The sequence below is a fragment of the uncultured Endozoicomonas sp. genome (assembly GCF_947495845.1).
Lineage (GTDB): Bacteria > Pseudomonadota > Gammaproteobacteria > Pseudomonadales > Endozoicomonadaceae > Endozoicomonas.
Map to the genome: position 1 here is coordinate 21,272 of NZ_CANMAO010000023.1, position 26,443 is coordinate 47,714.

Below are 26,443 nucleotides of genomic sequence, written 5' to 3' on the forward strand. Positions count from 1 at the left end.
GCCGATGAAATACGCTACGGTTAAATAATGTGGTTAACTATCCAGGAGGCTGACCGAGAATAGGTTGCCCTACTGCGGTGGTAGTAAATTGGTCTAAAAACTCTGTTTTGTTCAGCAAATAGCACCACTATTCACTTCACAAAACAAAATTTTTATCCTCAATTTTCTACCATCCTCGCTACGGGCACTATTCTCGGTCAGCCTCCTAATAACCCGTTGTAGTCCTAAATCTTACTTCAGGTTTTCTATGCGCTACGTCTTAATGCTGGTCACAACAATACTGCGAATTTCACTGCTCTCCCTTCTTGATCGGTTGGCCGCTGAACAGCTGGCCTTGTCCAAAAAGGAACGGGTAAAGCGGGGCTGGGTAAAAAGTCTCTGGCTCTGTGCCGGTATCCTGATGCTTTTCAACCCTGTTCTGCCGGTTGTGCTGATTATTGCCCTGCCAACGACCTTTCTGAGCTTTATGATTCTCGATGAACTGCAATAAACGTTCAGACAAAAAAGGCTACCATCCGGTAGCCTTTCTTATGAGTTCAGCAACGCTTACACGTCTCCGAAATCTTCTTCTTTCATTGCCATCAGGTTGTCAGCGCCGCTCTCGAAGCATGCCTTATGCATTTGAGCTCTTGGCAGAATACGCTGGAAGTAGAACTGCGCGGTTTGAATCTTCGCCTGATAGAAACCAGTTTCAGTGGTTCCGTTAGCCAGCGCTTCTTTAGCCGTCTGAGCCATTTGCGCCCAGAAGTAAGCCAGAGTTACGTAGCCGGAGTACATCAGGTAATCCACAGAAGCCGCGCCGACTTCTTCTTTGTTCTGCATGGCTTTCATGCCGATCTGCATGGTCACGTCGCCCCACTCTTTGTTCAGAGCGGCCAGTGGCTTGATGAATTCCTGCAGACCTTCGTTGTCCGCCTGAGCCTGACAGAATTTGTGAACCATCTTGGTGAACGGCTTCATGGTCGCGCCCTGAGTCATCAGAACTTTACGACCCAGCAGGTCGAGCGCCTGAATACCAGTGGTTCCTTCGTACAGCATGGAGATACGGCTATCACGAACGTTCTGTTCCATGCCCCACTCGCTGATGAAACCGTGGCCACCGTAGCATTGCAGGCCAAGGTTAGCGGCTTCAAAACCAGTCTCGGTGATGAATGCTTTAACGATTGGCGTCAGGAAGCCCATTTCCAAATCAGCTTGCTTGGCAACTTCCGCATCTTTGCTGTGTACCAGGTCAGCCAGCTTGGCCACGTAGTAAATCATCGCCCGGTTACCTTCAGCGAAGGCTTTAACGGTCAGCAGCATACGGCGAACGTCAGGGTGAACAATGATTGGATCAGCCGGGCCTTCAGGATTCTTAGGACCAGTCAACGAACGCATCTGCAGACGGTCACGGGCATAACGAACCGCGCCCTGATAAGCAATTTCAGCGTGAGCCAGACCTTGAACACCGGTACCCAGACGGGCGGAGTTCATAAAGGTAAACATGCAGTTCAAGCCTTTGTTTTCTGGTCCTATCAGGTAACCGGTCGCATCGTCAAAGTTCATTACACAGGTCGCATTACCGTGGATACCCATTTTGTGTTCCAGGGAGCCACAGACCACGCCATTGCCTTCGCCAATGGCGTCCGGACGATGCTTTGGAACGATAAACAGGGAGATACCTTTAGTGCCTTCTGGCGCACCTGGCAAACGTGCAAGCACAACGTGCACAATGTTTTCTGCCATATCGTGGTCACCGGAAGAGATGAAGATCTTAGTGCCGGAGATTTTGTAAGTGCCATCTTCCTGAGGCGTCGCCTTGGTTTTCAGCATGCCCAAGTCAGTACCACAGTGAGGCTCGGTCAAGCACATGGTGCCAGTCCACTCGCCGGAAATCAGGCGGGTCAGATAAGTTTCTTTTTGCTCTTCAGTACCGTGAGCTTCCAGTGTATTCATACAGCCGTGGCTCAAACCTGGATACATACCCCAGGACCAGTTGGACTCGCCCATCATTTCGCTGAGCACGATGCCTAGAGATGCAGGCAGGCCCTGACCACCAAACTTGACATCGTTCGCCAGTGAAGGCCAACCACCTTCAACAAACTGCTGGTAAGCTTCTTTAAAGCCTGTTGGCGTTTTCACGCCGTTTTCAGTCAGGGTACACCCTTCTTCGTCACCCACACGGTTCAGAGGAGAAAGCACCTGCTCACAGAATTTTGCACCTTCTTCCAGAATGGCATCCACCATGTCTGGAGTGGCATCTTCACCTTCAGGGATGCTGGCGTAATGCTCAGCATAGCCAAGCAGTTCATCGCGAACGAAACGGATATCACGCAGGGGAGCTTTATAGTCTGGCATGGTCCATCCTCGGTATTTTTTTAGTTATTACTAAGAAAAGTATAGCACTATTCAAACAGATGTTTGAAACTTACGTTTAGATACAATTAAAGTCAATAGATGCGAAGTAAAGTTAACCAGTGTTCACGAGGGAAATTGTAGCGCGCCGCTGGGTTTGCGATTCTCTGCGTTAAGGTTTGAGACTACAGCGGCGTGGCTGCGTTGCGGAAGAGGTGGTGTAATTGGGGTCTGGTCGGTGTAGTCTCAGATTAGGGTGCGGGTTGGGTGTCTTGTCTTAGAGTTGGGTTCTTTTTTTGGGTTGATGGTGGTTGTTAAATTGGGTTTAAAGGAGCCGTTAAGGGTGGGTTAGGTACCTTTAACGGCTTTTTTGTGGGTGGTTAAAAGGTTGGTTGGATGGCGTCGAGTTGGGTGTAGTACTTGTCGAACTCGGCTTTGAATTGCTCCTCTGTGGTTTCGGGTGGCAGTGCCTGGATGGCGGCTTTGCCGGGGAGGCGGATGGCGCGGATCTGATCCAGCGCCTGGTTGCTCAGGGTGCCCATGGTGATGATCTGGTCGGTGGCGGTTCTGGCATCTACGTTGTAGACATCCATGTGGGTTTGGATTGGGGGTTCGATGTATCCAGTGTAGCCGGCTGCCTTGTAGGTTGTAGCGGCTTGAGCAGCTCTTTCATATTCGAGAGAAGTATTATCGCCACCACTGATAAATCTTGCTCTGATTGAGCAGGCAAAACTATCAAGGTGTTGGCAATAGGTTTCGCAAAGGTCTTTTTGTCGGGAATGAATGTCTGTTTTCCATGTGCCTGTTTCTTCAAGCCATTTATCCCACCTGGTTGTAGTTTGGAGATGGGTCAGGTGGCTGGGTAGGTCACCATAATCATCCCAGAGTACGGTTTGGCCATCTTGCTTTTGGTAAACTTCACCTCTGAAATCTGCAACGAACTCCCAGTCTGTGAAGGATTTGTTGACCAGGATTATTTCATTATCTCTGCCTTCGCGGACGGGTCCAAATGAGAGTGTGTTTGGCGGGTTGGCATTACCACTAATCGGATCAAGTATTGCCAAGGGTAGAGGGTATTTCCCTATAAAGCGGCGGCTTGGCATCTCGTACTGGAAATATTCCGTGGACATAAAACCTCTCTTATTTGTATATGTAGGTGGGCAAGAATAGGACGTTGTGGGGGCGATGATCCGAACCTACCGGAACGGTGCGTGAGGCGTCGAGTCGTATCTCGTCAAGAACATCAGTCAAACTACCACCCGATGGTGCATAATCCCCTTGCGTTTTTTTGCCCCATAATGCTCCTGACTGCTCGATAGTTGTGAAATTATCACCTAGAAAACCACCTGTTCCTCTATTGATTAAGCTGCCAGTAATATTGATGATTGCGTTTGCTTGCCAACTGCCTGGATTATTTCCTCCTGTCCTACTTAATCTATCCGGGTCATATAAGCCGCTTAAGTCGATTAATCTTGGAAAGACACCAGTAACTAAGTTGCCCGGACTGAAAGTCGTTGAACCATTCCCCGAACTAAAAAACGCCTCCATCCCCGGCTGCTGCCATTGGCTATCGGTCACCACACTGCCGCTATTGGCGATGTAATCCCAGAACCTGGGATAGTCCGCCCGATTAAGTATCTGCCCCGCTGGCACCAGCTCATTGGGAGCCAGCTGTGGCAGGTTGGCGGGGTCACAGATCCGAAAGCTCAGCTTGCCCACTTCACGGCTTCCCATAATATCGTTTATAGCTTCCAGCAACTGGTCGGTGCGGCCTTTTTCCAGCTTCTCAGCACCAATCACCGCGACCAGTTCTTCCTGAATACTGTTAAGCCAGTCGGCAGTGACCACCGTGGCGGGCACACCGGCCTGTGGGTTGCCTTCGGTGAACCGGTTGTCTGTTGTGGCACCAGTTCCATCAATTCGATGCATGGTTCTCTCCTTCCTTCTTATATAAAGATGCAGACCCGTTCGCGGGTCTCTGGTTCACACAGGCTCTGACCTGCTCCACTGCCTGCCGAGAATGTATGCCAACGTCGTTTATCAGGCAGGTTGAATGTGTTGACTGTGTCACCTGCCCCGTAACTGATACCGATTCGACCAAACAACAGGGCATACTGCTGGCGGTTCACTTCAGAACCATCGCAGGTCAGGGCGTTGCCCGGCACTGCTCCGGCTATTAACACCATCTCGCCGGTTCTGGGTGCGCTGTCGGCACCCACTTCCATTACCAGCCCACCTTCCAGCCCTATCCAGACACGGCCATCGGTGGTGTTGGCTGCCCATTCGCCGGGCTGCAAACTGGTGGGCACTTTGCCCGACCGGTTACTGCGGCGAATCTGTATGGCCATTAAAAGGAACCGCCATCCATGTTGCTGTTGCTGATGGTCAGCCCGGAAGCGGTGCCACCGGTAATGGCGACACTGGAGGATGCCTGCTCAGCCATCGACTTGAGCCCGAGGTTGCTTCTGGCGGTGGATTTGTTGCTGAGGTCCGACAGGTTTTTACTCTTTTCCATGCGACCGTTAATAGACGACAAAAGCGCACTGATCTCGGTGTCATTGCTGCTAATGGCGTCGGCCAGCTCTTTCAGGGTGTCCAGTGTGCCCGGTGCCCCATTAACCAGGGCGTTGATCTGGGCATTGATAGCAGAGTTCATTTCCGAGGTGGTGGAGTAACCAGTGAAGTCCACACTGATAACATCGCCATTTACCTCGATGCCATCGCCGATCTTGACACCGCCGCGGGCGGAAGATGTGGCAGAGGGCAATGAGTAGTTGTTGGCGTTGGGTGCAATGCCCGCCAACTTGTTCATGGGTGTCAGACCACCGATGACGGCCATGTTGCCACCGGTCAAACCAAAAAACAGGTTACCGGAGGTTTCCGAGTAGGCCAGCTCACCCTCTTCCAGTGCGGGCGGAGTGGCGGTAACTGCGGAGCGTTTGATCTTGATGATGTTGGCCATAATGATTCCCTGTTTACGGAGCGTTTAACCTCCGGTTAGTGCTGGTTAAAAGTACCCGCCATTGATCACGCCGTCGGGTTTCAGGTCGCCAGGTTCGCCGGGCTCTCCCTTATCGCCGACTCTTCCCGGTAGCCCCTGGGTGGCTGCGGTGACCATGTGGACCCTGGATTCTCCAGCGGTCACGGTAATGCGCTGTTCGGTGACTTTCACCACCATGGCGGGTTTCTGGGTAACGGTAACCAGTGGGCGTTCCGGTTTGCTGTTATTGGCGATGTCAGTCATGGGTTGCTGCCTCGCTACTGGTGATTCGTCCAGCCATTACTGGCAGACGGTTGACCCCGTCCTCCACAAACAGGTCATAACGGGCGCGGTTGACGATGGCGGCGGTGGCCCCACCGGGCATTCTCAGGCGGATATTCGGTTCGGTAGCGGCCAGTACGATACCGCCATTGTCGGTGCTCAGTTCATGGAACAGGGTGCCGTCCAAAGCATTGCGCACCTGCATCTGTGCTGCCCAGCCGGTGAAGTCCGCCACCTTGCCACCGGCATCCCGGTAAGTGACTTCCAGCGACCAGCTGGCTCCCTGGTAAACCTCAAAGTCATACAGTCCGGGTAACATCAGATCCTCCATAGGCAAAGGTCAGTACCAGATGAGCGGGCCAGTAGCGTCGGACACCACTTTCCAGGGCTTCGTTGCCCCAGCGTTGCAGGGGGTAACCGGCACTGTCACCAGCCACCATCAGCCGTGCAGTGGTTTCGGGTGCATTCACTGTGGAGGCATGGCCCCAGCCTGCACCGTTGGCGGGCTGTCCCGCGCAAAGCGTGCCAGCCCGCGCGGGTTGGTGTTCGGTGAGGGTGATGATGTAACCCAGCTGCCGGGCGATCTCCACGTAGTATTTCGGGTTCAGGGTACCCACTGCCCGCAGCTGCTGACTAACACTGGCCTGCCGTTCGGTAAGGCTTTTCTGTCCGGGTTGCTGATCGAGGGTTTGTTCCCACTGGTTCAGCAGTTCCCTGGCATGATCGGGGATCAGTTCTCTGCGCAGCTGTTCCGCCTGGTGCATCACACGGGCGGGTTCTTCTGCCAGCCCTGCCAGCAGGTTATCCATAACCGTGTCCTGATCTTCCGGCCAGGCGATGCCCCTGGGTAACAGGGCTTTCAGTGCCTGGTGGAAGGCTTGCGCATTCAGAGCCATGTGATCGTCCCCAGGGTGTGCATCTGGTGGCTCTCTGCCGGTGTGTTATCAGTAGGGCTGGCCAGCTGATAGTCCACCATGCCGCCAGCAATCTTGATGGCTTCCTGCACATCGGTAAGCAGGAGCGTGGCTCCGGGATTGGCAGAGCGCACCATCAGGGCATTGAGTTCGGCAGTGACCGTGCCGCGCAATGCTTCGCTGTCGGGCAATAGTCTGATAGCCGGGTTCAGAGGCTTCAGATCGGGAGCAAATACTGATACCACTGCGTTAGTGGGGCGGCCTTCCAGTTGTCCGGTGACCGGGTTGGTGTGGCCATCAATCCACTCTTCGCAGCGCTGGATTACCGTGGCATCGGGTCTCGGATCAACAGAATCATCATTCGCCACCACCACCGCCACGGTGCCTTCCCCATAATGAAGTGGCAGACACCAGGCTCGGGTGATACCCGGTACTTCCAGCGCCCAGCGCTCATAGTCATGGGGTGCGCCGCCATGGGGAGGAAAGCGCAGGCGCTGACGTAACCGGCCACGGAGTGCATCGAAGGTTTCTTTATCCGCACCACCGGCCAGGGCTTCGCTGGCAGTGGCCTGACCCTGCACACCATTAATGGGTTGGATCAGGTTAAAGACGACGCCGGCAGGGGTATTGGTATCTCTGCCGCCGCTAATTGCAGCGATCAGCACTTCTGCCGTGGTGCCGGTAATGGAATAGGTTTCGCTGTTGCTGAACTCGACACCGTCCGGACGTCGCCAGCGGGTTCCGGCCTGAAGGATGGCTCCATCCTGCCCTATAACAGTAATCAATCCTTTCGCTCCGGTGGCCTGCTTCTGACGCAGCCCCCAGAAGTCGCAGTGCTCCACCAGGATATCGTCGTCTGCTTTGTCCGGTACCACCTGCCGTGCCAGCCAGTTCAGGTGCTGATGCTGGTCACTGGCCAGCGCCGCCTGCACCGATGCCAGGATATTCAGCAGATAGCGCCGTGGGCGGGCGTAGGCTCCGGCCAGTCGTCCTTCAATATCACTTTGCACCCGACTGATCAGGGTGGCGAGATCCGGAGCATTAAACGCCATGTTTCAGGGTCTCCCATAAGTCGGGGTACTGATAAGACTCCTGCCGACCATCGGGGCGACGGAGGATAACCGAGAGATTGAGCCGGTCAGGGCGGTGCAGTTCGGCAGTGACGCTCACATCGCTGGTAATGCCATCATCCAGCAGCCACTGCAGTGATTCGCGGGCATAACCACGGGCACGCTCGGCGGTTTCGGGTAATAGCTTTGAGCGTTTCAGCAGCCAGAGCCGTGAGCCGATACGGTCATCCGACTGGGCATAGGAGTCACCCCACCATCCTTTGGGGTCCTCACCCGCTGGCACATCACCGGGTTCTGCCCGCCGGTCGGTAAACAGGCTGAGCAGCACGGCAGTTTCCAGTGAGGTGTCCGGTGCCAGGTCGGCACCGTCAAGGGTGAGATCAAACAACAGGCCATTACTGGCCAAGCGTATATCCATCAGTTGGGTGTTCCGGTTTGGCCCCCGCTGTCACCGGGGTGGCGGTGAGTCTTTCCGGATATTCCATCACTGTTGTGGTCTTTGGCGGTACTAAAGCCTTTTATGGATATATTGCCGTCTATTTCGACGTCTTTGGCGAACCGGGCATTGCCGGTAACAAGGAGGGATTTGCATTCCAGAATAGCCTGCCCGCCTTTGGTGAGCAACAGCCGGTGGCCTTCGTGGTGATAAAGACAACTGTCGCCTGGTGCCAGTTCCCGAGGGCGATGGCGTGGGTCATCCAGCGCCACTACAGTGAGCTGACCTCGGACACCGCCGGGAGCCAGCACAATGGCTTCGGCTCCTTCCAGGGGAACGGAGGTGTGCCCATAGTTTTGCACCCTGGGCACTTCGTCGGCCTGCTCTCCGCCCAGTATCTGCAGCTGCACGTTCTGCCGCTTCAGGCTGTCATTCACCGCAGTGATCACAGCCCGATTGACCAGCAGCTTTAACCGTCGTCTAACGGGGTTTAATACCCGGTTTAACAGCGTTGTAACATCCATTACCAGAGCGCCTCTTCATCATTCAACGGCTCAGGAGCCAGTCCGGCAGCGGGCATCAATTCCAGTTCGGTCAGTGTGCCATTGTCGTCCAGGGTAAACGCCACATTGACGATCAGCAGGGGCTGCCCCTGAAAGCCCAGCCATGGGTCTTCCAGTTCCACCGGGGTGTTGGTCTGCCAGATCTCGCCATCGGGTGCGCGCCAGCCCTGAACCGTTACCTTTGCCCGATTGCCGGAGGCCATGGCTCTGGCGGCCTGCCAGTTGGCGCGATCTTTGGCGGACTCTTCACTGCCCAGAGAATCTTCCGACTGCAGCAGTTTGGGGCGAAAGCGTTTGACTGCCGGGTCGTTAATGTCGCCTTGTTTTGCCAGATCCGCTGCGCTGGTCTGATCGCCCATATCGCCACCGGCATCGGCGAGACCGGCGACACGGTAGAGGCTGAAGCGGTCCCGATGGCTGGCGGTAATACTGGCTTTCAGTAACTCCCGCCCCAGTGCCAGCCGGTACTTTGCCGGGCCGGTGTTGGGTGCGGTCATCAACAGGCGACCATGACTGTCTACAGTAAGCAGCACACCGCGCTGGCGGCTGGCACGTTCCAGGGCTTCGAAGACGGTTTCACCGGGTTCTGCCCGAAAGGAGGCAAAGATTTTTTCGGCCTGTTCCGGCAGTGTGCCGGACTGAACCACTTTAATGCCGAAGGGCTGGCAGAGAGTGCCTGCCAGTCCTGCCAGTGTCTGTTCCCGCAGTTCGCCGCCCTGTTCTGGCAGGACGGAACAATCCGGCAGATCACCAGTAAGATCCCGACCGCTGACGCTGACCTGGTGGTTGCTGGCATCGTACTGAATCGACAGATCTTCCACATGGCCTTCAATCAGGGTTTGTTCTGCCAGTGCAATCCGACAGCGTTGCCCCGGTTTGATGGGGCGGGTAACGGGCTGCCCCGGCCATTGCTCAGTGACGGACAGTTCAAAAGAACCGGCCAGTGCCAGCAGCGAGCGATTGATACGAACGGAGGTCCAGCCGCTGTAAATATTCCCGTCAACATACAACTCGACTTGATCACTCACGGCCAGCCTCCCGCACAATCTCCAGTGGCTGCACCGGTGTAAACGATGGATGTCTGATATTGTTGCGCTGGTTCAGGTCTTCTGCCTGTCGGGCGTCGTCCAGTTCCCGGTAGGCGATCACCAGTGACGGCTCCACCGCTGTGGGCATCAACTGCGCAGATCGGGGTAAACGGGCGGCGCGGGTGTCCAGATCCTGCACCATGTTCTGGCGCAGCTCCTGCAAGGTGCGCATCGTGGCAAGGTCATCGGTTTTCATAATCCGGTCGTTGATCCGGTCGGACCATTTCAAACGCAGGTCAGCCGCCTGTTCAGTAGACGACAGAATCAGGGGCTGCGCGGGTTGACCATTCACATCGGGCACATTGTTGGAGAGCACCTGTACTGCTGCAATTAATGACGCATCGGCGATGGCTCCCGCCAGTGCCCGTTCATTCGCAGCGGTGCGGGCTTCGATGGTGGTGGAAGAATACGGCGGGACGGAGTAGTCCCCATCGGGCCAGTCATCGTACCCGTTCCAGTAATCGAACAGGTTTTCATAAACGCCCAGGGCGGAGAGCGGGTTAAACGCGGCCAGGCTGAGCAGTTCGGCCTGAATGGCAATAAACAATTTACCCGGCGCTGCGGCCAGCTCCACCACTTCGGTGATATAGTCCTGGGCTTCCTGAATAGCACCGGTGACGGAACTGGTGACCGCCTTGATCTTGCCCAGCGCACCACCCACCATGGCCTGGGCCTGATCGAGTATTTTGCGGGGAAGGCTTTTCTCTTCATCTTCGACCTTGTAGTCGTCTGCCAGTTTGCCCTGGGTGATGTCCCAGGCTTTGCCGGTGGTTTCTTTGACCCTGGCCTGAGTGTCTGGCCTGACTGTGGGTTCACGACTGAGACCGGATTCCACAAACTGGATGCTGATGGTGGCCTGCCCACCGTCACGGGTGGTCTCCCGTACACTGTAGGTTTGCACCTGCACCATCATGGAACCCTGCCACGGGTGCACCAGCTCACCGGCTCCCTTTTTTTCCACCGCTTCGATCAGGGCATCCCGTGCCTCCATATACTCAGCGCCCAGCACCAGACATTCCAGAGTGCGGCTGCGGGCCTTGCGCCCCATATCTTCAGCGAAGGGCCTGTCCCGTTTCGGGTATTCGTGCACCGCTACACGACGCCCGCCGCTGGTGCTGTGGCTCTCGCAATAGAAAGGCACACCCCGGAACGATCCGGGCAACATCCGATCACGCCAGCTCATTCGATCACTCCCATACTCATGCCGGTATCCACATCCAGTGCCAGGTTGTTATTGGCGGTCAGCTGCCTGACCCGTGGGCGACCTTCACTGTCGATGCTGATTTTCAGCTCGCCCTGCATGGGGCCGGTCACGGCTTCGGCGGCTGATCCGCCTGCCCACTGTCCGGCGGCATAACCTCCGAGACCACCCAGAGCTGCACCGATGGCGGTACCAATACCGGGCAGCAGTGCGGTTCCGATGGCTGCGCCCAGCTTCGCACCAGCAGCACCACCGGCAAGGCCGCCAGCAACTTCGGAACCGGCAACGGCTTTCTCTTTGGTGGTCATGGTTGGGTCGGTGGCGATGTCATAGGTTTGATAAGCACTGCCCATCACAGCCAGAGGCAGAGCGGCTTTTGAGGCTACAGTCATGGCTTTGGAACCGTACTGACTCACGGCACTGCCCAGTCGGGCGAACCGGCCTGCCCGACTATTCACACGGCGAGAAGGCGTTCGGCGGCGTCTGCGATTGTTGCGACCACGTCCACCTTCGTCCGGTGGAAAAGGCCCCATGCCATTGGTCATGGTGACGTATAGCGGCATTGCCGGACTCATGCCCCGACCACCCAGACCGGCAGCTGCACCCGCCGCTCCCGCAGCAGCTCCGGAACCGCCACGACTGACCACACTGCCAATCCCACGGGCGAGTCCACCTCCGATACGCAGTGCTTTATTCGCCAGGTAAATGGTGGCCAGTATTTTTGCAAGGTTGGCATAGCCGCCAGTCTGTTCCGCAATAAACGACGCTGCCTTACCGACAGCAGACAGCACTTGATAAAGCCCCGCCCCAACCTCTTTGGCAGCACGCAGACCGGCCACCAGTTCTTCACTGATCACTTTGGCCTTGTCATTCAAGGTGCCATCGTCGTTCATTTGATTGAGTGTGCCGAGTACACCTTCGATCTCGCCTTTGAGTTCCTGGAATGCCCCCTGACTCATCACCATATTCTGAAAGCGAGTCCACTGGTCGCTCATATTGCTGGTCATGCCGCCCCAGGTCTTACTCAGGTCGTTCATGGCACCGCCGTATTTATCGTTCCATATCCCCTGTAACGTGGACTGGATCATGGCGCGATTGCTTTTGTCCGCCACCTTGGTCATGGTTTCGCCGTTGGCAGTGTACTCATAGACGATCTTCTGACCTTCAGCCCTGGCCTTGATGCCAAACTCTTTCAGCCGTTCGTTCTCGCCGGTAATGGCATCCGCCATGGCCTCCACTGCCTGCTCCAGCGGTTTACCCATGGCGGCGGAGGTATCACCCAGGGTGCGCAGCAGATTTCCCTGAATAGGGTCCAGCCCGTAAGCCTTGAGCTTAACGAAACTGTCCGTCACCTGGTTCAGCTCGTAGGGCGTACTGGCGGCAAAATCACTCACCCAATCCATGGCCTGCTTGCCTTTGGCGCTGGAACCTTCCAGCCGGGAGAGGATGACTTCAAACCGTTCAAACTCGGCAGCGGTATCCACAAAGGTTTTTTTAAAGGCAAAGGTCAGACCCGCACCACCGATCAGGGCACGATTGCCCATTTTGTCGATACCCGCAGAAGCGGAAGAGGCGGCGCGACTTAATGCTGCCAGGGAACGGCTGCCCCGCTGGGACAGCTGCTGCAAGCTGCGGCTGTATTGAGCCGCACGTCGGGAAAGGTTTCCGGCCAGGTCGATAATGACCGAAGTTCTCAAATTACTCATGGTCAGCGCTCTTGCCGGTTATCTTCTGGTTGTTCAGAGGTGTCCGGATAGGGTTTGCAGCATCCGGATCAGCCGAGTCAGGGGGAGGCTGCCCAACCATTCCGGCTGGGCGTTGGTGCGACTGGCCAGCAGCAGGAGACTATCCTCCAGCATGGTCACCTGCTGGCTGTACTCGCCCCCGGCTCTCGATCTCCTTGGCCGTTGCAGTGTCCAGTGCTTCAACATGTGCCTGGAGCAATGACAGGTCATCGGAACTCAGACGACGAAGGTCTTCCAGTGACAGCGGGCCATTCATCACTCCCAGCTTTTTCACCTGCCGACGCAACAGCTCCAGTCCCATGCGAGCCGGTGACGACACCAACTGATAACCGTCCGGTGTCGGTACCACCCGCTCGGAGGCTTCCATGGCATCCATCACATCCGCAGCACCCAGCTGACGCAGGATGACATGCCGGTGGGTTTCGGTTTCCGAACCCTGACCAATGGTCATGCCATCCTTCAGATCAAATTCCATCATGCCCGCTTACACTCCACACCAGAGAATTTCAGATCCACATCGCCGGAGCTGGAGTCCAGAGACGGTGGATCAACCACCCAGCCGTCCACGATGATGTAGCGGTCGCCGGTATCGGTCTCAAAGTCGATGGTGGCGTTGGTGATGTTGCCCAGGGCGATCAGATCCGTGTCGGCGGTGTGCGCCACCTTGCAGCTCATCTCCGGTGCTGTGGGCTTTTCGGTGTAGCCCCAGATCTTGCTGCTGCCTTGTTTCGCTTCGCGGGTGACACCGCCCACATTGAGGGTGGCACCGTCCAGGGAGCGCAGCTCCTGACCATCCACCCGGATCACCGCCTTACCGGTAATTTTGCTCATGTTTAACGCTCCTTAAACGGTTTTTAAAACGCTTCCCGCCTCCCGTTGCCCGCTTCCCGAAAAAGCCGGTCGCTTTCGCTGTTACGGGCAGCGGGAGGCGGGCAACGGATAGCGATCCTTACAAAACAAACTGCAGTTTGCCCGCAAAGATCCGCAGCTGGTTGACGATGTCCGGATGGGCCAGCACATCCAGCCGGTTGCGGTCGTCGGCGTTGCGCTGCACCACCAGGCTGGCTTTGTACTTGTCAAAGTTTTCCACCAGACCCTTGGTTTCCAGTTCGGTGAACAGGGCCAGCAGTTCTCCCCGGATAATGCCCGGCGTGACGATGGCCTGACCGGGACCAAAACGGCTGCCGTCGTCCGCCAGTTTGTGCCGTGGGAACTTCTGGGTGATCCGGGTACGGGTGGCATAACGGATATACGACAATGTGGCCGGTGTGGTGATGTCCAGATAACTGGGGTCAGGATCGCCGAAGCTGTTCTCCTGGTAGAAGGAGATTTCCCGTTCGATCTGCACCACATCACCGGAGGCGATGCTGTAGGTAGCAATGCCATCATGGAGCAGCAGTTCCCGCTCCACATTGGTCCAGCGCAGTGACACCTGTGGCGGCAGAATGCCGGGGAGTCGCAGGGTTTGCAGTGGTCGCGCCGGATCAATGGAGAGTGAGGCAGCGGCGATCATTCCATAGACCGATGCCCAGATATACGGCGGCTGTGGTGCGATATTGGTACCCAGACAGCTGGCCAGAAACTGGTTGCGGCTGTTGCCGAAGGTGCCGGTCTCGCCATGGTTGCCACGGAATGCGCAGTAACAGATGTTGTCGATCTGCTTCATGGGTCCCCAGCGTTCCAGCATCTCCTGTTCCAGGGCGTTCATATTCGGGGTATCAGTGAATGGCATGATGATCGCCTGATACCATTCGTCACCCATGCCTGCCAGGGCATCGGTGATGTCCGGATTACCTGAGCCGGTTTCCATGACCTCAATGGCCAGACCCACGCCATCAGGGAGAGCCTCTCCGGTGTAGTAGTTGGCGCGCAGATCGATGTCGTTGCCGGTCTCGCCCTTCCACTTACAGGTGATGGTCACCTTGGCAGCGGCGGCACTGGCCGTGACAGGCAGGCGCGGGTTGACGCTGATGGCCCCGGCAATACTGGCGGCCATGGCGCTGGCATCATCCCCGGCAGTGACGCCCACCGGTACCCGTTCACCGGCAATCATTAGCTGGATCGTGCCACCCGTGGCAGCGGTACCCGTAACGGTGACCGATCCACCCGCTGCGTTACCGCTGGCGGACTCAGCCAGTGGAATCGCCCAGGTCTCCAGATTGTCGTTGGCCTGTTTGCCGAAGCGGAACATGGTGGCCAGCATGGAACCGGCACCGAACAGTTGCTCCGCCTGGCTCGGGCTGGTGATGCGCACCGGTTCACCGGCCACTGCTGTACCAGTGGTAAGCATCTGGCCAAAGAACATCGCCTTATATTGTGGCGCAGGTGTGCCGGAGATCGCGCCGGTGTTGTCGATCTCGATATAGGCCAGGGGAACCCGAACCGTGTTGGGAATGTCGTTAAATGAGATGCTCATGGGTTCTCCTTCTTGGCACTCTTGGCTTTCTGGACCTTAATGCAGCTGCCTTCCTTCAGGCGGCGCAGCCAGTAGGCAGACATCCGCACCGGCTCACCTTCTGCCGCCAGATGCTGGCCGTTAATCTTGCGCACCTTCAGCCCGTTGGCAGGCTTGAGGATGCAGGTTTGCTCGCCTGCCTTCATGGCGTGGTCTCCTGTTGCGTGGTCAGAATAATGTGATCTGTGGCAACCGGTTCCCCGTCACCCTCTGCCAGATCGTAATCAATATGCAGCCGCTCAAAATCTGCCAGGGGCAGCACTTCGGCCTGTTCAATCAAAATGGCCTGACGCCAGGCAATGGCCCAGAGGGCAACGCCGAGGCGATCAATCGCCGTGGTGGTCAGGTTGCGGGCATCGACGTTTTTCGGGATCTGGGCTTCACAGCCCCAGTCGTTGTCGGTGATGGTATGAGCCAGCGCACCCACTAACTGCTCTGCCTGGGTATCCCGTGGCTGGCCGGGCAGATCTTTGGTCAGGACATAGATGCAGAAGGACGCATCACCCCAGATGCCCTGGTGGCGTCCGTAGGTTTCGCCCAGGTTGCGCACGCCGTCGGTGCTGACCAGCAGTGCCGGACAGCGGGCGGCGATCCGTTTGATCTCGTCCACGGTTTCAAAGCGTCCCCGGTGACCTTCCACTTTATGCACCCGGCGGGTCTGCCGGTATTCGGTGGTGAGGTGCTGGACGATGGCCGCCTTGACGGTTTCCAGGCTCATGGGTTCATTACCCCGGCAATAAAGTCTTCGACGATGGCGTTGAGATCGTCGGCGTTGTCGTCACTGATGCCCAGATATTCACGGGCAGGAATGGCACTGCCCACCGGCTCACCACCGTGTTGATGGATGGCGGCATAAATCAGGCCGGAACCCACCTCCACCTGATTGCCCTGCACCTGGTAGGCGATGGAGTCGATCAGATGGCCCTGATAATCCAGCAGCCCGCCGGAGCTTTTCTCAGCCTTGCGGGCTTTCCATTTATCGGTGAGTGGTTCCCAGGCTTTGCCGTCGGGGTCGGTCTTCTCACTGGATAAGCGACGACGGGTCTGGCTTTCCAGCTCTGCACCGAGACCTTCCAGCAGTTCCCGCTTGTTCAGGTCAGACAATTTTTCGATCTGCTCCCGTGCCTGGTCGATGGCCGAGAGGTCGTACTGCATGGCAGTTCCGCTCATAACACGCCTCCCAGACTCTTGCGGGTCAATCGGCGCTCTGCCGTTACCAGTTGCACATTGCCTGCACTGTTTTCGCTGGCGCGTTCTGCGTCGGGCATACCGAGGCTGATGGTTCCCTTTGCTAACTGCTCAAGGTTTTTTACCGCTGCCTTGTAACGGTTCTCTGCCAGCTCAGTCATACCGGCGGCATCGTCTGCCAGCCAGTAGAGTGCGATGGTGACGCAGAGGTTGCGCACTGATGTGGGCACCGTGGCCAATGGCAACACGTAGCGACGCCCCAGGTAGAGGGTGATCTCATCGGTGGCCTGACTGATGGCCCGTTCCACCGCCACGGAATCATCGCCAATCAGCACCAGCAGATTGTCTTCGCCGATGCGGTCGATGATGTCTTGCTGGGTGGCGTAGGCTGTCATTGTCGTTCTCTTGTAAATTAAGGTTCAATAATCAGGTTGGGTTCTACCTTGATGCGCTCCAGCTGTTCGCTGGTCAGTTCTACCTCAACCCCTTCGTGGGGGAAGAACAGGCCGCAGCGGTAAAAGCCGTTTTTGCTTTTGGCTTTAACCGTTAGTGATGTTTTCTTTTTCTTCGATGCTGCCATGGTCAATACCTATATATATGAAGGGCGTTTAAAAAAGCCGGTTCAATCGGGGAAGATCAAACCGGCCAACCCTCATGCCAGGTAAGGAGAAACCAGCAGGTCACACTTGCCATAGTGAATGTTGCTTGCACCACTGGCGTCGTTCATGGCCTTGACCAGCTTCTGGGCGGCGGCTTCGTTGGAGGGGCCAACAACCAGCAGGGTTGGCTTGTTGCCCAGCTTCTTGCCACCGTCGGTTTCCATGGAGCGCAGCCTGGTGACAGCGGCTTCGAAGTTGTCCGCATTCAGTGCTGTCCTGGCAGCAACGGCCAGCTGCGGGAATGAGAAGCCCACATTCAGACGACAATCGACGCCGTAGAGGTACTCCTTGCTCATAAACACATGGTCAGAGCCGGAGGCATCGGTCTTGGTGACAAACTCTGCCTTTTTGCGGTTCTGCAGGATCAGAGGTTTGATCACCTTGGAAGTGTCCAGGATAAACCAGGGCGTTTCGCCACCGGCGATCATGTTGCTGTAAGTGGCAGCGGTTCCGGTGCCATCAGAGTTCGGGAAGATCGGGTGGTCGGTATCAAAGAAGTACTGGCCGTCGTGGCACTCGGTAGTGAAACCATCGGCCAGCAGTTGGAACACCAGCTCGTCCGGGAAAGTCAGCGCCTCTTCACCCATGTTCTCGAAGATCATGCCGTAGACGCCGTGCTGGTCGTCTTCGATGTCGTTGCGGGGCACAGCGACGGTGCTTTCATAGTCTTCGTTTTCGATCTCGTAGCCCTTGGCCGCCATCTTCTTGAGACTGCGATCCCCGACCCACTTCTCAAACTTCGGGAACTTGCTCAGCCACGCATAGGTGTTGGAGCGGGTGGAGCTGGGCACTTCTGTGGCGATCATGTTCCATTGTGGCCTGGCACGTTCCAGACCTCTCTGGAAGCTGGCCTTGTAGCCGGTGAACAGTGCGCCGAGTACGGCGGGGGTAATTGCTGGCATGGTTGGTTTCTCCGTTACCTTAAAATGGGGTTAAGCCGTCGTTTACGCGCGGGCGGCCAGATACTCGTCTTCGGTGATGCCGAGGTCGCGGCAGATCGCCAGCTCATCAGCGCTGATCTTGCTTTGCTGCTGGTCGCCTTCCGGCTTTTTGCCACCCACGCCTGCTTCAGTACTGACCACCTTGGGCATGGTCTTGGCCAGGGCACGGAAGGTGTCAATACCGCCTTCCTGACGACAGATCGCCAGATAGTGGTCACGGTTGGCTGGCGCGATCTTGCCCGCTTCGATGGCGGCATCCACTTCGCCTTCCATCTCTTTGGTGCGGTAAGTGGCCAGATCCTTCTCGGCTGACTCGGCACGGTTCTGGGCAAGCTGGTGCGTTTCGGTCGGCACCCACTTTTCAGCGTCCGGGGTTTCTGCACGGTTCAGTGCAACCTGGTGGTCAGTTTTCAGGGTGCCAATAGCCTGCACAGCGTCGGCTTCGTTGGCGTCTTCTTTCAGGCCGAGAGCCTGACGGATTGCAGCTGGCAGACTCATGTCGTCAGCACCTCCTTCGGGTTGTTGAGATTGTTGTTGGTTCAGAGCAGGAAGCTGGGAAAGGTTCTGGGTATTGGTCAGGCCCACAGATTTGATGGAGCGCACCTCACCATCGCCATCAAACAGAAAGGCCGGGCTGTAGTAGCGGTAGGCTTTATCACCCAGTAATGCACGACCACTGTTGTTCCATTCAACGGCTCCCCAGATGGCTCCGTCGATCACTTCCAGATCGTCCAGGCGAATCCATCCCTGTGCCGGGGCGGCTTCACCTTTCGGGCCTTTCAGTTCGGTGGCGTGTTCGATGTCGATGGGGATATCCCGACTCACTCCACGGGTGCGGTCAATGACTGCTTCCGGGAACGGGTTGTTCCAGCTGCGCCCATCCAGGCCACTGAAGACTCCGGCAGGAATCAGTTCCAGCCGCTCCGGCAGCGCATCATCGCCGGTCAGGGAAAAGTTGAGAGCAAGGTAAGATGTTTTCATAGCCTTCGAGGTTAAAGGCTACAGACGACGGGCGGTTATAAAGGGTTTTGGGGTTTTTCGGGGGATGGAATAAAGGCGGCGCGGGAGTTTTTACTCTACCACTACCCGCTGCCGGATACGATTATTAAGCCCCTTTTAAACTGACTTTAACCGGTGCCAGTTCTTTCGGGATATCGTCGCAGGTGGTGCCCGATCCGCCACACAGCACACAGGCAAAAGCGGCATCGGCTGCCATGGTCAGGGGCAAACGATACTGGAAGGTTTTTAATACCCTGGCCTGATCCATTAACTGCTGGCCCTGTTCCCGATAATGTCCGTTTTCTGCTACGCAGGTTTGCACCTGGTCATTACTGATGTCGGTGGGGTATTGCTGGCGGATAGTGATGCCTGCCTTATAGAGGGCATCAAGATCGGCAACCATAGCGGCCACCTGGTTCAGGTCTTCCACAATCTCGGGGTAGTCTTCCGGTGCGATGTCCACCACTGGTGGTTCCGGCTCCGATGATGAGCAACCGGCCAACAAGCCCAGGGACAGAACAATGGATAACAGGGGAATGATGGTTCGTTTCATTATTGTGTGCTCCTTCCATACTGCCCGCATTTTGCAATAGAACCCGTGCGGTTAGAAGTCTCACTCATCGGCAATATTCAAACCTCGCCGTTAAAGTGGTGTTAAATAGTCCAGCGGTGTTTTTTTGGGTTACAAGCTGCCGTTCATGCTGTCGAAAAAAAAACGCCCCAGAGCGATTTCTGAGGCGTTAATACAGACTGCTGTTTTCATCGTTACATTATTCAGTATAAAGCGGTTTCGAAAGTGTGGAAGTCTGCCTGTCTGGTGATTTGACCTTTTAACCCTATTCACCGCCCAGAACGATGTAGCTTTCCCATACATCGCCAAAGTGGTCTTTATCTTCTCCGGTGGCTTTGGCCTCCAGTTGCTCCAGACGGTCGGCAATATCTTCCGGCCATGGCTGGGTGTTGACCAGTTCAATGGCAACCTGCAGCGGTGTCTGTTCGATGGGCTCTGCCATGGTTAGCGTCCTTTGAGTCTTGGGTTGGTGTTGGCGGTCGCTGTTTTCAGTGTAGTCTCTATAAAGTCGGCAGCTTCCGCATTCCACTGACGGAACCCTTTCGGGTCAATGTACCAGGCGGTAAAGTGCTCGGCAAACCACTCTTTATTGTTGCTGCGGCTGTACTCAGTTAAAAAGGCCGTGCGGCTCTGGCCGGGGAACACCGGCACCTCTCCCCAGAAGTGTACCTGATGACCGACCTCATGGAGCCAGGTGGTGATTATCTGTTCCGGACTCTTTACACCCGCCACATCGGACACAGACCAGTGCCGGTGCAGATAGTTGTCGGGATCGCGGGGGGTGTACTTTGTCGAGGCCGGTGCGTAGATCTTCCTGGGGCCGTTGTTATTGGTAGCCGTATCCAGCACTTTGATTACAGCCTCTTTGATTTTCACCGGGTCGGCTTTGGTCAGGTTGGTGCCTGCCTGCACCTTTACATTGACCAGATCATAACCGGCACGGGTGAAACCATTAATGCGGTTACTGCCCCTGTATCGCCCATATTGCATAAAAGCATCATCGGCAGCGACACCGAGATAGTCGCCGACCTTTGCCTGCAGCGCCTTATTACTAACGGCCTTTTTCCCAGTCATCTCGGTAGCCTTGAGCAGGCAGGACTTAATGGGATGCACGGCCAGAAAATCATTAAACGCCTGTCGGGTGCTGTCGGTACCCAGCTCATTGAGTACCCGGTTGATCTGTTCACCATTGGCATTTTTAACAGTAGAGAAAGGAGCCGGGGCGGTGATAGCCATTTTCGGCAAAGGTTCCGCCAGTGCTTTTTTCAGCTGCTTCTCTTTCTGTTTAACCTGCTTTTTATACTGGGTTAAACGCCCTTTACCGGGGTTGTAATCCCAACCCGGATCGATCCCTTCCGGCACTTCCAGAATTTCGCCGGTGCGGTTGTTGGTCCATTCCTGTCGTTTAATCTCCGGGGCTTCGGTATGGCTCTTGCCCTTGATGCGTTCGTATTCCGCCTTTGATACCTGACGCACCCGGCATTTACAGCCCCAGCCGTTTTGCGGGTAGTGGGTATTCCAGAACGAATCGTCCGCCGGTAACAGCAAGCCATTCCAGCGCAGGTGTTCCTTTCGGTGTTCTCTGGATGGCCCCAGTTCATACAGCAGATAAGGGTGGGTCTTTTTGGTACGTTGCACCCGATCCCACTGGCCAGCGGCGTGGGCGGTTCTCAGGTTGGTTTCATAGATCACCCGTAAACGACGGGGGCTGCCCAGTTGCGCATTAACCAGTTCACCGGTGAGTGGGTCGGTCATCTCCTGTTTGCCCCACCACCCTTTCTCCTGTAGCAGCGGGGTCAGCTCTTTGCGGAACTGCTGCAGGGTCTGGCCTTCGGCAATGGCTTTCAGTACACCGTCCCGCACATCCTGGAGAACATCCAGCTTCATGGCCTTGGCCACAGTGAAGGCGCTCTGGTGTTCCTGTTTCCAGACGTCCGCCCAGTTAAACGACGGCTTCAGTTTTTTATTTTCGAAGAACGCCAGCACCTCCGGGGGCGGGTCGTTGGAGAAAGTAAACTTTGCCATTAGTTCGCCTCTCCCATGCCCCTGGCTTTAAAGGTGCCCTGTGCCAGTTTGACGATCAGGGCGTTGGCGTCCATCCCTTCTTCGTTCAGCAGCTCTGGCAAACGTGCCATAAACTCTTCGAAGTCTTCGCAGTCATCCGCCAGGGCCTGCACCGGATCGAGCACTGGCTTTAATAGTGGTTGCCACTCGGCCAGCAGTTCGTCTTCCAGATCGGTCAGATCCTGTTCCCGGTCTTGCTGGCTATTAAGTGCCAGCCGTTGGTGGTTCAGCGCAGGCTCCACTGGTTGCTGTGGTGCCTGCCCCTGTGGGTGCAATAGCTCCGCATCATCCTCCGGATCGGGCAGGCCGAACTTATCGCGGATGCCACTGGCTTCCACTTTCATGCCCCGATCAATCAGCGGCACGACCGCATCACTAAAGCCCTTTAAATCTTCCGGTTCAATAATAGGCAGGCAGATTTTCGGGTATTGCTCTTGGGGGCCAAAGTTAAAATCGATAAACCAGCGCACCAGGGTGGCGTTGAGGGTGTTCTCCAGTTGTCGTGCATCGTCGATCTGGATATCTCCGCGCACATCGTTGTGGACTTCGGCCTGGCTGCGGCTGCTGCCGTTGTCGGCGGTCATGGTCTGACCGAGGACACCTTTGGAGATTTGCGAGTCTGCCCAGTCCGCCATGACCTTGAACAGGTTATCGCCGCCGGTGGCTTTGGCGGATTCGATAAACTCCAGTTTCATGGATTCGGGAATGGCCGCTCCGGCATCGCTGGCAATATTGGCGATGGCATTAACCAGGGTTTCGATTTCGGTGTCGGTGGCATTGGGGCCATACTTGCCCACCCGAATCGGCATGCCGAACAGCTCGGCGAATGCCCACCAGTCTTTGATGGTGTAACCCTTGAGCATATACATGGTGGCCGCCAGCCTGGCCAGACCGTTGCGGATGGGCAGGCCGCTTTTCATCTTCGGGGTGTGGACCATGTATTTGTAGGGTTCTAATGGTTCACCATCGACGGTGTGGTCGTTATGGCGAAGCTCGCGCCCGGTTTCGCGGTCGTATTTAAAGAAGCGCGGGTCCGCCCATTCGTAGCGCTCGGGTCGCCATTGTTTGCCGGATGTGCTCCAGACGATTTCCACCACACTGAAACCTTTACCCAGGGCATCCAGCAGATCCAGCAGGCAGTTGGAGAACTCAGGGGCTCGCACCAACTCACGGACAGCATCGGCCAGTTCAATATCCCGCTCATCATCGGTGGCGGCTTCGACGGTGGGAGCCAGACCACTGACCGCCAGTTTGCGGGTGCGCAGCTGGGTGGCGTAGTGGAGGTCGCGTTCTTCCATCTCCTCCGCCAGCACCAGGTAATCGGTGGCATCGCCTTCGATGGCGTTGCGCAGGACAGCGGCAAGGCGCTCCGGTGTCAGAGCTGAGGCCACGGTATAACCGGGCGACGCTTGTCTGATACCCGTTAAGGTGGCGCGGGTGATGTGCTGGGCCAGTGTCGCCTTGTCGGCTTTCTTGAAACCTTTGCCGGTGTTTGGGTCAATGATCGGGGATTCCATTACCAGATGCCTCCTGGTCTCGCCCTGGTGCCTCGGGCGGTTCTGATGGTTCTTTTATAAGGGTCGGAGTCCGGCGTGGTTTTGCGGACCGGAGTGTAGGCGTATTCGGTGGTTTCCATATTGGAGGCCGCCCAGGCTAAACAGAGAGCCACTGCCGCATCACCGTGGCGCTGTTTGCTTTTGTTGGAGCTGGGGCCATCGCTGGTGTTGCCGTCGGGGATTTTGGGTACGCCCTTGATCACCTGAATGGCGCGCAGATCCGAAAGGATGTCGGCGTCTTTGGGGATGGCGATGTTGTCGTCTTCAAAGGCCGCCTTGAACGGTGGCATGTTTTCCAGGTACCAGGACTGGGAGAGCATCACCTCGTCAATAGTGCCGGAGCCATAACGATAGCGGGCCTGCTCTGCCAGATACTGACCGTTGCCCCTGGCGTCCAGCTTGCCGCCCATCAACCTGGGGAGTCGATCAACAATGTAGTAGAGCATCTGTTCCTGGTTGCGGAATGGCACGTTGCGCAGTTCGACAATAAACGGGCATCGGCGTTTAAGGTCCTGACCGATCTGTAACGGCGCAATGATGGTCAAGTCACCAGAGCGGCCAAAGTCTTCACCAAAGGCGTGTTGTAATGCCGGGTTAAGGTCGGTTAAAAGCGGTTTTAAATGCTCATTACACCAGTCGTTTATCTCGACATTGCGCTGATCTTCCGGCCATTCGTTGAACTCGTTGGAACCTTCAAAGCGCAGTACCGGAGCCTCATCAATCATGCGGGCTTCGATCAGCATGCGGCTCATGTAGCTGCCGCCGGATGCCTTGGGTACGCAGAAGTATTCTTCCAGGGCATCTTCTTCGGTGGCGGTGTCTTTCAGGAGATTGTCCCGCCATTCCTGCTGGTTCTGGGGCGTCCACTCTTTACCACTGACCAGACAGATGCGTTTATAGAGCCCATCGCCCAGGGCGTCGTCTAATGTGATGCGATGAATGCTGTAGCGTTTTTTACCGGAACGGCTGTCGGTGATCAGCTCATTAAACAGGTTATCCACGCCGTTGTGGGTGGAGATCAGGCGAACCTTTGCGCCCCACATGGTCAGGGCCAGCGCGGCCTTTAAGACTTCCGCCAGCCGGTCATGGAATGCAGCCTCGTCAATGGTGACATTACCCTGCATCCCCCGCAGGTTTTTCGGGCTGGAGGACAGGGCCTGTATTTTGAATCCGGAGTTAGGGAAGTAGACAACAAAGGTCAGGATCTCTTTGTCTCCGTTCTCATCGATGAAGATCTCTTCACTGACGGTGCTGGCCACTTTATCGAAGGAGCGCGACCACATAGCCACGGCATCAATAAACTCCCGCGCCATCTCTTTGTTGGAACCTACATAAAAATGATTTCTGCCGCCTGCTTCTTTAGCAGCGGCAGCGGTCATGGTGGCGTCAGCAGCTTCGGCCCAGGTGATACCGGTACGACGGGATTTCTCCGCCAGCTTTAGCGGACTGTCGTCGGCGATCCAGCGTTGCTGGTAGGGGAGAAGGACGGAGTCAGGGATAGTCATACGACCGGTGGCCTGTATTGCAGGCGGTAGGATTCCTTCGCGTAAAGCTGGCTCATGGCATCAGCCCTGGCTGCATCTTTTCCAATCTGTTTATCGTAGCGATGCTGACTGAGACAGTGCCCCTGTCCTACCAGGCGATGACCGAAACCCAGGGTCAGAATGCAGATCGTGGTCATGCCGTGAAAAATGTATTTCTCACTTTTGATCAGCTTTTTAATGTGTTCGTGGTCAAAGTCGATCTGTTCGCCCATTACGCAATCCCCAGAATTTCTTTCTTGATCGTTTCAATGGTGCTGGCGGTCATGCCCTGGTTCGCCAGTGCCTGCTCAGCATGGTCCGCAGCTTCAGCAGCGAATGCCTGTCGTATTTCCTTCTCGCGCTTATGGCTGGCCATGGCGGCCTGTTCCACCCGCTGCATCACCAATGCCAGCTGGTTGAGGGCTTTCGGGTCTACCTTGCCGCCTTCGCCACCCATATTGAGAATGACATCCGCTGCCAGGGTGCGGACGGCTTCCAGTAGCATCTTGCCGGTGTCACTGGTGGGGGCGTCCCCCAGTTTCGCCACCCAGACTTCGGAGACCTCCCGCAGTTCCCGGATCTTACGACCCATCTCATCCATCTGTTTGGAGTAGCGACTGAGGCCGGACTGGCTGAGAGGTTCTTCGCCGTGGGCGGCGCATAGCTGGTTGACCTGTTCCAGTATCTGGGATTGAGTCATGCGCCCTTCACGGATCAAACCATCAAGACGCTCCTTGATATCAGTCGGTAGTTGTTTAATCCGACTTCGGCGGTTGCGCTTGTGTTTGGCTCTTTCTGTCATTGTTGCTGCCTTTCAAGCCATGAATCAAAGTGCTTACGCCTGATCCATCGAGACCAGCGACCACAGCGTTTGCATTGTGTCCGATGCTCAAAACGAGCATGTTCCCAACGCCGATTGCGGCCTTTTTTAACCAGCATCTTGCGGGTTTCCGTTCTGTACCCGAAAGTGCTTTTGAAACGGCAACCCAACAGAGCACAGAGCAGGCGTTTGAAAAATCCTTTCATCACCTCGCCCTCGGACGTTTAACGCCAGACACACTGGTGCGACCTGCTGCCACATCTTCACCACGCCCCAGCAGGGTGGCGACCTGAATGCCGTTAATGTCTTCCAGCCTGACCAGCCCCAGCTCCTGAAGAAACTGCAAATGGCTGATAACCAGATCGCGGCTGATGTTGTGGCCATAGCTGTCCAGAATGGTCTGGAGGATGGATTCGTTGGCCTGGTAGCCGTTCATCTCTACCAGGGTGCGCAGGATGACTAGACGCTGATCTTCATGCAGCACGGATTGATAGCTCACGACCGGCCCTCCCGGTGACGGTTATTACTCAACAGGAACTGATGGATGGTTTCCAGCTTGTGATCCATGCCCTGGATCTGGGTGGTGAGGCTGGCCATCTGAACCTTGATGGCGTTCAGATCGTGGTGGGTGGGCAGGTGCTCCAGGTTGTCTTCCAGCTTTTGCACCCGCCGGTCTATTTCCTGCTGTTCCTTTTTCACCTCATCGATGCCATCGGTGTTCTTTTGCCGCTTGCGGTCAATCACCGTCCAGATAAACAGACCCAGAACGGCGACACTCTGGGCAATATCCCAGGCAAGACGCAGGGCGGAATAATTGACTATCTCATCAGGCATAGTGTTTTCCCTTCTTCTCATGCCTCAGCTGGCAATCAATACAACGGCAGGCGTTGATGCCTGCCTCAATTCGATTCCTGATGGAGATTTCACAATCACGGCAGCACGGCTCACCATTAATGAAGAGGGGCGACTCCTGTCGCCTTTGCCGATGCTGGTCGAGAATGCGCTGGCGTTCGTATTGTTCTAATTCTGATGCCTGTTCGAACTGATCCATGAC

At 56.2% G+C, this 26,443-nt stretch carries 36 protein-coding genes; 1 reads left to right on the forward strand and 35 read right to left on the reverse strand.

Going from position 1 to position 26,443, the window contains the following annotated elements:
• Nucleotides 1-247 precede the first annotated feature (247 nt).
• A complete protein-coding gene (locus tag Q1B11_RS14555) occupies nucleotides 248-490 on the forward strand; it encodes a hypothetical protein (protein ID WP_299733956.1) in 243 nt (80 codons plus the stop codon).
• 56 nt (nucleotides 491-546) lie between these two features.
• Here the strand turns inward: Q1B11_RS14555 and Q1B11_RS14560 are convergent, their stop codons facing one another.
• The 35 genes from Q1B11_RS14560 to Q1B11_RS14730 all read right to left on the reverse strand — a co-directional run bounded on the left by Q1B11_RS14560 (nucleotide 547) and on the right by Q1B11_RS14730 (nucleotide 26,440).
• Nucleotides 547-2,337 (reverse strand): acyl-CoA dehydrogenase C-terminal domain-containing protein, encoded by a 1,791-nt coding sequence (locus tag Q1B11_RS14560; protein WP_299733958.1) that lies wholly within the window; start codon nucleotides 2,335-2,337, stop codon nucleotides 547-549.
• A 377-nt stretch (nucleotides 2,338-2,714) separates the two neighbouring features.
• Nucleotides 2,715-3,464 (reverse strand): hypothetical protein, encoded by a 750-nt coding sequence (locus tag Q1B11_RS14565; protein ID WP_299733960.1) that lies wholly within the window; start codon nucleotides 3,462-3,464, stop codon nucleotides 2,715-2,717.
• 10 nt (nucleotides 3,465-3,474) lie between these two features.
• Nucleotides 3,475-4,263 carry a hypothetical protein gene (locus Q1B11_RS14570; protein ID WP_299733962.1) on the reverse strand — a complete coding sequence of 263 codons (789 nt, stop codon included), beginning with the start codon at nucleotides 4,261-4,263 and terminating at the stop codon, nucleotides 3,475-3,477.
• A 17-nt stretch (nucleotides 4,264-4,280) separates the two neighbouring features.
• Entirely contained in the window at nucleotides 4,281-4,682 is a 402-nt protein-coding gene (locus Q1B11_RS14575) for a phage tail protein (protein WP_299733964.1), read from the reverse strand.
• Entirely contained in the window at nucleotides 4,682-5,296 is a 615-nt protein-coding gene (locus Q1B11_RS14580) for a hypothetical protein (protein WP_299733966.1), read from the reverse strand. Before Q1B11_RS14580 ends, Q1B11_RS14575 begins: the two co-directional genes overlap by 1 nt.
• A gap of 45 nt (nucleotides 5,297-5,341) precedes the next feature.
• A complete protein-coding gene (locus Q1B11_RS14585) occupies nucleotides 5,342-5,578 on the reverse strand; it encodes a hypothetical protein (RefSeq protein WP_299733968.1) in 237 nt (78 codons plus the stop codon).
• Nucleotides 5,571-5,915: a hypothetical protein gene (locus Q1B11_RS14590; RefSeq protein WP_299733970.1), complete on the reverse strand. Its 345-nt coding sequence runs from the start codon at nucleotides 5,913-5,915 to the stop codon at nucleotides 5,571-5,573. The genes Q1B11_RS14585 and Q1B11_RS14590 overlap by 8 nt, the downstream gene beginning before the upstream one ends.
• Nucleotides 5,896-6,492, reverse strand: coding sequence for a putative phage tail protein (locus Q1B11_RS14595; protein WP_299733972.1), 597 nt, complete (start codon nucleotides 6,490-6,492; stop codon nucleotides 5,896-5,898). The genes Q1B11_RS14590 and Q1B11_RS14595 overlap by 20 nt, the downstream gene beginning before the upstream one ends.
• Entirely contained in the window at nucleotides 6,483-7,562 is a 1,080-nt protein-coding gene (locus Q1B11_RS14600; protein WP_299733974.1) for a baseplate J/gp47 family protein, read from the reverse strand. Before Q1B11_RS14600 ends, Q1B11_RS14595 begins: the two co-directional genes overlap by 10 nt.
• On the reverse strand, nucleotides 7,552-7,998 hold the full coding sequence (locus Q1B11_RS14605) for a phage GP46 family protein (protein WP_299733976.1): 447 nt from the start codon (nucleotides 7,996-7,998) through the stop codon (nucleotides 7,552-7,554). The genes Q1B11_RS14600 and Q1B11_RS14605 overlap by 11 nt, the downstream gene beginning before the upstream one ends.
• Nucleotides 7,998-8,540, reverse strand: a complete 543-nt coding sequence (locus Q1B11_RS14610) for a phage baseplate assembly protein V (RefSeq protein WP_299733978.1) — start codon at nucleotides 8,538-8,540, stop codon at nucleotides 7,998-8,000. The genes Q1B11_RS14605 and Q1B11_RS14610 overlap by 1 nt, the downstream gene beginning before the upstream one ends.
• Nucleotides 8,540-9,607 (reverse strand): phage baseplate assembly protein, encoded by a 1,068-nt coding sequence (locus Q1B11_RS14615; RefSeq protein ID WP_299733980.1) that lies wholly within the window; start codon nucleotides 9,605-9,607, stop codon nucleotides 8,540-8,542. Before Q1B11_RS14615 ends, Q1B11_RS14610 begins: the two co-directional genes overlap by 1 nt.
• On the reverse strand, nucleotides 9,600-10,850 hold the full coding sequence (locus tag Q1B11_RS14620) for a DNA circularization N-terminal domain-containing protein (protein ID WP_299733982.1): 1,251 nt from the start codon (nucleotides 10,848-10,850) through the stop codon (nucleotides 9,600-9,602). Before Q1B11_RS14620 ends, Q1B11_RS14615 begins: the two co-directional genes overlap by 8 nt.
• The gene (locus tag Q1B11_RS14625; RefSeq protein WP_299733984.1) at nucleotides 10,847-12,574 is read right to left on the reverse strand and encodes a tape measure protein; all 1,728 of its coding nucleotides are present in this window, start codon (nucleotides 12,572-12,574) and stop codon (nucleotides 10,847-10,849) included. Before Q1B11_RS14625 ends, Q1B11_RS14620 begins: the two co-directional genes overlap by 4 nt.
• A 139-nt stretch (nucleotides 12,575-12,713) precedes the next feature.
• Nucleotides 12,714-13,091, reverse strand: coding sequence for a phage tail assembly protein (locus tag Q1B11_RS14630; RefSeq protein WP_299733986.1), 378 nt, complete (start codon nucleotides 13,089-13,091; stop codon nucleotides 12,714-12,716).
• A complete protein-coding gene (locus Q1B11_RS14635; protein ID WP_299733988.1) occupies nucleotides 13,088-13,444 on the reverse strand; it encodes a phage tail tube protein in 357 nt (118 codons plus the stop codon). The genes Q1B11_RS14630 and Q1B11_RS14635 overlap by 4 nt, the downstream gene beginning before the upstream one ends.
• 118 nt (nucleotides 13,445-13,562) lie before the next feature.
• Entirely contained in the window at nucleotides 13,563-15,029 is a 1,467-nt protein-coding gene (locus Q1B11_RS14640) for a phage tail sheath subtilisin-like domain-containing protein (protein ID WP_299733990.1), read from the reverse strand.
• On the reverse strand, nucleotides 15,026-15,214 hold the full coding sequence (locus Q1B11_RS14645) for a DUF2635 domain-containing protein (protein WP_299733992.1): 189 nt from the start codon (nucleotides 15,212-15,214) through the stop codon (nucleotides 15,026-15,028). The genes Q1B11_RS14640 and Q1B11_RS14645 overlap by 4 nt, the downstream gene beginning before the upstream one ends.
• Complete coding sequence (locus Q1B11_RS14650) at nucleotides 15,211-15,786, reverse strand: phage protein Gp37 (protein ID WP_299733994.1); 576 nt, start codon at nucleotides 15,784-15,786, stop codon at nucleotides 15,211-15,213. The genes Q1B11_RS14645 and Q1B11_RS14650 overlap by 4 nt, the downstream gene beginning before the upstream one ends.
• Nucleotides 15,783-16,238 (reverse strand): phage virion morphogenesis protein, encoded by a 456-nt coding sequence (locus Q1B11_RS14655; RefSeq protein ID WP_299733996.1) that lies wholly within the window; start codon nucleotides 16,236-16,238, stop codon nucleotides 15,783-15,785. The genes Q1B11_RS14650 and Q1B11_RS14655 overlap by 4 nt, the downstream gene beginning before the upstream one ends.
• A complete protein-coding gene (locus Q1B11_RS14660; protein WP_299733998.1) occupies nucleotides 16,235-16,651 on the reverse strand; it encodes a DUF1320 domain-containing protein in 417 nt (138 codons plus the stop codon). Before Q1B11_RS14660 ends, Q1B11_RS14655 begins: the two co-directional genes overlap by 4 nt.
• A gap of 17 nt (nucleotides 16,652-16,668) precedes the next feature.
• Entirely contained in the window at nucleotides 16,669-16,836 is a 168-nt protein-coding gene (locus Q1B11_RS14665; RefSeq protein WP_299734000.1) for an HI1506-related protein, read from the reverse strand.
• 72 nt (nucleotides 16,837-16,908) lie between these two features.
• Entirely contained in the window at nucleotides 16,909-17,817 is a 909-nt protein-coding gene (locus tag Q1B11_RS14670; RefSeq protein ID WP_299734001.1) for a Mu-like prophage major head subunit gpT family protein, read from the reverse strand.
• Nucleotides 17,818-17,859: 42 nt separating this feature from the next.
• The gene (locus Q1B11_RS14675) at nucleotides 17,860-18,837 is read right to left on the reverse strand and encodes a phage protease (protein WP_299734003.1); all 978 of its coding nucleotides are present in this window, start codon (nucleotides 18,835-18,837) and stop codon (nucleotides 17,860-17,862) included.
• 124 nt (nucleotides 18,838-18,961) lie between these two features.
• The gene (locus Q1B11_RS14680; protein WP_299734005.1) at nucleotides 18,962-19,408 is read right to left on the reverse strand and encodes a hypothetical protein; all 447 of its coding nucleotides are present in this window, start codon (nucleotides 19,406-19,408) and stop codon (nucleotides 18,962-18,964) included.
• A gap of 283 nt (nucleotides 19,409-19,691) precedes the next feature.
• Nucleotides 19,692-19,868 carry a hypothetical protein gene (locus Q1B11_RS14685; RefSeq protein WP_299734007.1) on the reverse strand — a complete coding sequence of 59 codons (177 nt, stop codon included), beginning with the start codon at nucleotides 19,866-19,868 and terminating at the stop codon, nucleotides 19,692-19,694.
• Nucleotides 19,869-19,870: 2 nt separating this feature from the next.
• Nucleotides 19,871-21,451, reverse strand: coding sequence for a phage minor head protein (locus tag Q1B11_RS14690; RefSeq protein WP_299734009.1), 1,581 nt, complete (start codon nucleotides 21,449-21,451; stop codon nucleotides 19,871-19,873).
• The gene (locus Q1B11_RS14695; RefSeq protein ID WP_299734011.1) at nucleotides 21,451-23,007 is read right to left on the reverse strand and encodes a DUF935 domain-containing protein; all 1,557 of its coding nucleotides are present in this window, start codon (nucleotides 23,005-23,007) and stop codon (nucleotides 21,451-21,453) included. The genes Q1B11_RS14690 and Q1B11_RS14695 overlap by 1 nt, the downstream gene beginning before the upstream one ends.
• The gene (locus tag Q1B11_RS14700) at nucleotides 23,007-24,551 is read right to left on the reverse strand and encodes a hypothetical protein (protein WP_299734013.1); all 1,545 of its coding nucleotides are present in this window, start codon (nucleotides 24,549-24,551) and stop codon (nucleotides 23,007-23,009) included. Before Q1B11_RS14700 ends, Q1B11_RS14695 begins: the two co-directional genes overlap by 1 nt.
• Nucleotides 24,548-24,802 (reverse strand): Gp49 family protein, encoded by a 255-nt coding sequence (locus Q1B11_RS14705; RefSeq protein ID WP_299734015.1) that lies wholly within the window; start codon nucleotides 24,800-24,802, stop codon nucleotides 24,548-24,550. The genes Q1B11_RS14700 and Q1B11_RS14705 overlap by 4 nt, the downstream gene beginning before the upstream one ends.
• The gene (locus Q1B11_RS14710; protein WP_299734017.1) at nucleotides 24,802-25,371 is read right to left on the reverse strand and encodes a DUF3486 family protein; all 570 of its coding nucleotides are present in this window, start codon (nucleotides 25,369-25,371) and stop codon (nucleotides 24,802-24,804) included. The genes Q1B11_RS14705 and Q1B11_RS14710 overlap by 1 nt, the downstream gene beginning before the upstream one ends.
• On the reverse strand, nucleotides 25,368-25,595 hold the full coding sequence (locus tag Q1B11_RS14715) for a hypothetical protein (protein WP_299734019.1): 228 nt from the start codon (nucleotides 25,593-25,595) through the stop codon (nucleotides 25,368-25,370). Before Q1B11_RS14715 ends, Q1B11_RS14710 begins: the two co-directional genes overlap by 4 nt.
• The gene (locus Q1B11_RS14720; protein ID WP_299734021.1) at nucleotides 25,595-25,888 is read right to left on the reverse strand and encodes an ArsR family transcriptional regulator; all 294 of its coding nucleotides are present in this window, start codon (nucleotides 25,886-25,888) and stop codon (nucleotides 25,595-25,597) included. The genes Q1B11_RS14715 and Q1B11_RS14720 overlap by 1 nt, the downstream gene beginning before the upstream one ends.
• Complete coding sequence (locus tag Q1B11_RS14725; RefSeq protein ID WP_299734023.1) at nucleotides 25,885-26,223, reverse strand: DUF2730 family protein; 339 nt, start codon at nucleotides 26,221-26,223, stop codon at nucleotides 25,885-25,887. Before Q1B11_RS14725 ends, Q1B11_RS14720 begins: the two co-directional genes overlap by 4 nt.
• Nucleotides 26,216-26,440, reverse strand: coding sequence for a hypothetical protein (locus Q1B11_RS14730; protein WP_299734025.1), 225 nt, complete (start codon nucleotides 26,438-26,440; stop codon nucleotides 26,216-26,218). Before Q1B11_RS14730 ends, Q1B11_RS14725 begins: the two co-directional genes overlap by 8 nt.
• Between the last annotated feature and the right edge of the window lie 3 nt (nucleotides 26,441-26,443).